The organism is Kitasatospora sp. NPDC057512, from assembly GCF_042802135.1.
Classification (GTDB): domain Bacteria; phylum Actinomycetota; class Actinomycetes; order Streptomycetales; family Streptomycetaceae; genus Kitasatospora.
Map to the genome: position 1 here is coordinate 1 of NZ_JBHVET010000779.1, position 3778 is coordinate 3778.

Sequence of the window (3778 nt, forward strand, 5' to 3'; positions counted from 1 at the left end):
GCTCCTCCTCGGCCTCGCCGAGCCGGGCCGCCGCCTCCGCGTGCGCCCGGGCGGCCGTCGCCGCCGCGGCGACCGCCTCGGTGAGCCGGGTGAGGGCCGTGGCCCGGTCGGCGACCGACGCCGCCTCGCCCCGGGCGGCCGCCACCCGGGCGGTCAGCGTCCGCTGCTCGGTGTCGAGCGCCAGCAGCCGGTCGGAGAGGACGGCCGCGCGCTCCTTGGCCTCGTGCAGCTCGTCGACCCGGCGGGCACGGTCCTGCGACAGCCGGGCGATCTCCTGCTCGACCCGGCCGAGCGCCTCCGCCGCGTGCCGCGCCTCGCGGTGCTCGCACTCCAGCCCGGCGAGGGCCTGCGCCAGCGCCTCCGCACCGTCCGGCCCGGCCGCGCCGGCGGCGGTGGCCTCGCGCACCCGCAGCGCGGTGAGCGCCTGGTCGGCCTCCGTCCAGACCCGCTCGGCGGCGGCCTGCGCCCGGCGCGCCCGCTCCTCGTCCTCGGCGCCGACCCGACTGCCGGGCGCGGCCTCGGCGGGCGCCGGATGCTCGGGTGAGCCGCAGACCCGGCAGGCCTGGCCCGCCCGCAGCTGCTCGGCCAACTCGGCGGCCATGCCGCTCAGCCGGCGGTCCCGCAGATCCAGGCTGTGCTCGCGGGCGTCCAACGCGGCGGCGCGCAGAGCGACCACCCGGGGCTCTGCCGCGGCGATCTCGGCGCACAGGCCGTCGCGCTCCCGGGCCGCGCCCAGGCGGACGGTCAACTCGGCGCGCTGCCCGTCCAGTTGCTCGACCCGCGAGGTCGCCAACCGGGCCTCGGCGTGCTGCTGCTCCAGACGGCCCAGCCCGCCCTCGAACTCGGCGAGCCAGTCCTCGGCCTCCTCGGCCAGCTCCTCGGCGGCTCGCCGGTCCTCCGTCAGGGAGCGCTGCTCGCGGGCGAGTTCGGCGCAGCGCCGCTCCTCCGCCCGCGCCGCCTCCAGCCGGACCACCTCGGCCCGCAGCCGCAGCTCGGCCTCGGCCAGCCCGGCGGCGTCCGCCCCGGCGAGCTCCCGGCCCTCGCCGCCGGAACCGGCCAGCACCTCGCGCTGCCGGCGCTCCGCCAGCCGGGCGCGACCGAGCGCCTCGGCCGCGCTCTCCCGCAGCCGCAGCGCCGACTCCACCCCGACGGCCTCCTGCGCGGCGGCCAGCCGCTGCCGGTCCGCGGCCGCGGCGGGCTCGAAGCCGGCCAGCCGCTCGGCCAGGCCCAGCGCCTCCCGGTGCCGGCGCTGGCGGCCGGCCAGCTCCTCGGCGGCCTCGCGCCGCTCCTGGGCGGCGCGCTGGGCCGCCCCGGCGCCCGCGAGGGCGGCCTCGGCGACGGCGAGCTGCTCGGCCGCGCCGCTGCGCAGGACCGCTGCCCAGCCCAGCACCCCGGCGGCCAGACCGGCCGCGTCGTCCTCGGCCGGCACCCAGCCCGCGGCGGGCTCGGCGTCCGGACCGGCCGCCTGCTCGGCCTTGCTGGCGAGGTCCCGCAGCCGCCGCCGACCGGCCTGGACGGCGGCCTCCTGGCCGCGCCGCTGCTCGGCCAGCCAGGCCTCCACGTACTGGAACCGCTCGGTGTCGAACAGCCGCCGCAGCAGCTTGCCGCGCTCCTCCGAGTCGGCCTTGAGGAAGCGGGCGAAGTCGCCCTGCGGCAGCAGCACCACCTGGCAGAACTGCTCCCGGTTCATGCCGACCAGCCGGTGGATCTCCTCCCCGGCCTCCTGGTGCGACTTGCTGAGCCCCCGCCAGCCGGGCGTACCGTCGCCCGCGTCGGCGACCCACTCGCGCAGCAGGGTCTGCGCCCGCTCCACGGTGGTGCCGGTGCCGACCTTCTTCGGCCGGCGCTGCTCCGGCAGCCGGGTGACCTGGAGCCGCCGCCCGCCGAGCGTCAGCTCCAGCTCCACCGAGGTCAGCCGCTTCGGGTCGGCGTGGTCGCTGCGCAGCCGGTTGGCCCGGCGCGCGCCCGGCGTCTCGCCGTACAGGGCGAAGCAGACCGCGTCCAGCACGCTGGTCTTGCCCGCTCCCGTGGCGCCGCGCAGCAGGAACAGCCCGCCGGCGGCGAGCGCGTCGAAGTCCACCGTCTCGCTTCCCGCGAACGGGCCGAAGGCGGTGACGGTGAGCCTGTGCAGCCTCATCGGGGCAGGTCCGCCTTCCGGTCGGTGGTCTCCCGGACGTGCTCGAAGCCCTCGCGCAGCCAGCCGAGCTCGTCCGGCTCCGGCTCGGCACCGGGGCGGACGTGCCGCAGGAAGCCCTCCGCGATCTCCAGGTCCCCGCGGCCGCTGACCCGCGCCGCGTACGACTGCGAGGGCTCGGCCTCGCTCCGTTCGGGGTCGAACAGCAGCTGGAGGGTGTGCGGGAAGCGGCGGCGCAGCCGCTCCATCGGCTCGCTCGGCCGGGCCGCGTCGGTGAGCGTGGCCTGCACCCAGGACTGCTCGTGCTCGGCGTACCGCTCCTCGGTGAGCAGCGCGTCGAGGGTGCCGCGCAGCGTCGCCAGCCGGCGCGGCTCGGGGCAGGGGACGCGCTCCGCCGTCACCGAGCCGTCGGCGGCCAGGTCGACCAGCCACATGGTCTTGCGCTGGTTCACCTCGGAGAAGGAGTAGGCGAGCGGGGAGCCGCTGTAGCGCAGGTGCGGGGCGAGCGTCTGGCAGCCGTGCAGGTGGCCGAGCGCCGCGTAGTGCACCCCGTCGAAGACCGCCGCGGGTACGGAGGCGACGCCGCCGACCGCGATGTCCCGCTCGCTGTCGCTCGGGGCGCCGCCGGTGACGAAGGCGTGCGCCAGCACCACCGCCCGGGTGCCGGACGGGCGCGCCGCGAGATCCGCCCGGACCTGGTCCATCGCGGCGCCGAGCACCGCCGCGTGCCCGCCCTTCGCCAGCCCGAACCGCTCGCGCACCAGCGTCGGCTCCAGGTAGGGGAGCCCGTACACCGCCACCGGGCCGTGCTCGTCCGCCAGCAGGACGGGCTCGGCGCACTCGCCCGGGTCGGTCCGCAGATGGATGCCGGCCCGCCCGATCAGCCCCGCGCCGACGCCGAGGCGGCGGGCCGAGTCGTGGTTGCCGCTGATGAAGACCGTCGGCACCCCGAGGTCCGCCAGCCGGTGCAGCACGTCGTCGAACATCGCGACCGCTTCCAGCCCGGGCAGCGCCCGGTCGTACACGTCCCCCGCGACCAGCACGGCGTCCACGCCCTCGGACCGGACCACTTCCACCAGGTGGTCCAGGAAGGCGCGCTGGGCGTCGTGCAGGCTCTCCCGGTGGAACGAGCGCCCGAGATGCCAGTCGGAGGTATGCAGCAGTCGCATGGTCCCCGACCCTAACGCGCACCACTGACAATCCCGCCCGGCCCGGTGGGAACCACACACCCCAGGAGCCCCGGAGGGAACGGCGGGCCCCGGGTGTCGTGCGGTCGGCGGAGGTGGTGCTGAGCTTGTTCGATTACTTGGGGTGAATTGTCAGTGGCTCTGTGTATGTTCCTCGGCGTCGGCCACTCCCAGCCGGGGCGGCCGACGAGGTCCGGTGTCGGGTGAGCGAGAAGGAGGAGCCATGACTGTTGTGCGGGAGTCGGTGTGCGAGGCGCTGGGCGCCGCGGCGGGGCGTCCGTCGCGGGGTCGGCGGCGGGTGCTGGTGATGGCCGGGCGGCGGCCGGGCGGCGGTGTCGGCGGGGTGTCGGCCGCCGGGCCCGGCGGGGCGGCGCCGCCCGGGGGCGGCCGGCCGCCGGGGGCCCGTGCGGGAGGGGACTGTGCTCGGGCGGTCGGGCTGGGCGGGCGGGTCCGGGGC

General features: G+C 78.0%; 3 protein-coding genes. 1 reads left to right on the forward strand and 2 read right to left on the reverse strand.

Annotated features, from left to right (window positions below):
* Together ACFU6K_RS33580 and ACFU6K_RS33585 are read right to left on the reverse strand one after the other, a co-directional pair.
* Nucleotides 1–2137: AAA family ATPase (locus tag ACFU6K_RS33580; RefSeq protein ID WP_380669543.1), on the reverse strand; the 2137-nt coding region annotated here is incomplete at its 3' end.
* Nucleotides 2134–3303 carry an exonuclease SbcCD subunit D gene (locus ACFU6K_RS33585; RefSeq protein ID WP_380669545.1) on the reverse strand — a complete coding sequence of 390 codons (1170 nt, stop codon included), beginning with the start codon at nt 3301–3303 and terminating at the stop codon, nt 2134–2136. The genes ACFU6K_RS33585 and ACFU6K_RS33580, both read right to left, overlap by 4 nt.
* A gap of 241 nt (nt 3304–3544) precedes the next feature.
* Between ACFU6K_RS33585 and ACFU6K_RS33590 the strand changes: the two genes are divergently transcribed.
* On the forward strand, nt 3545–3778 hold a 234-nt coding region (locus ACFU6K_RS33590), incomplete at its 3' end, for a hypothetical protein (RefSeq protein ID WP_380669547.1).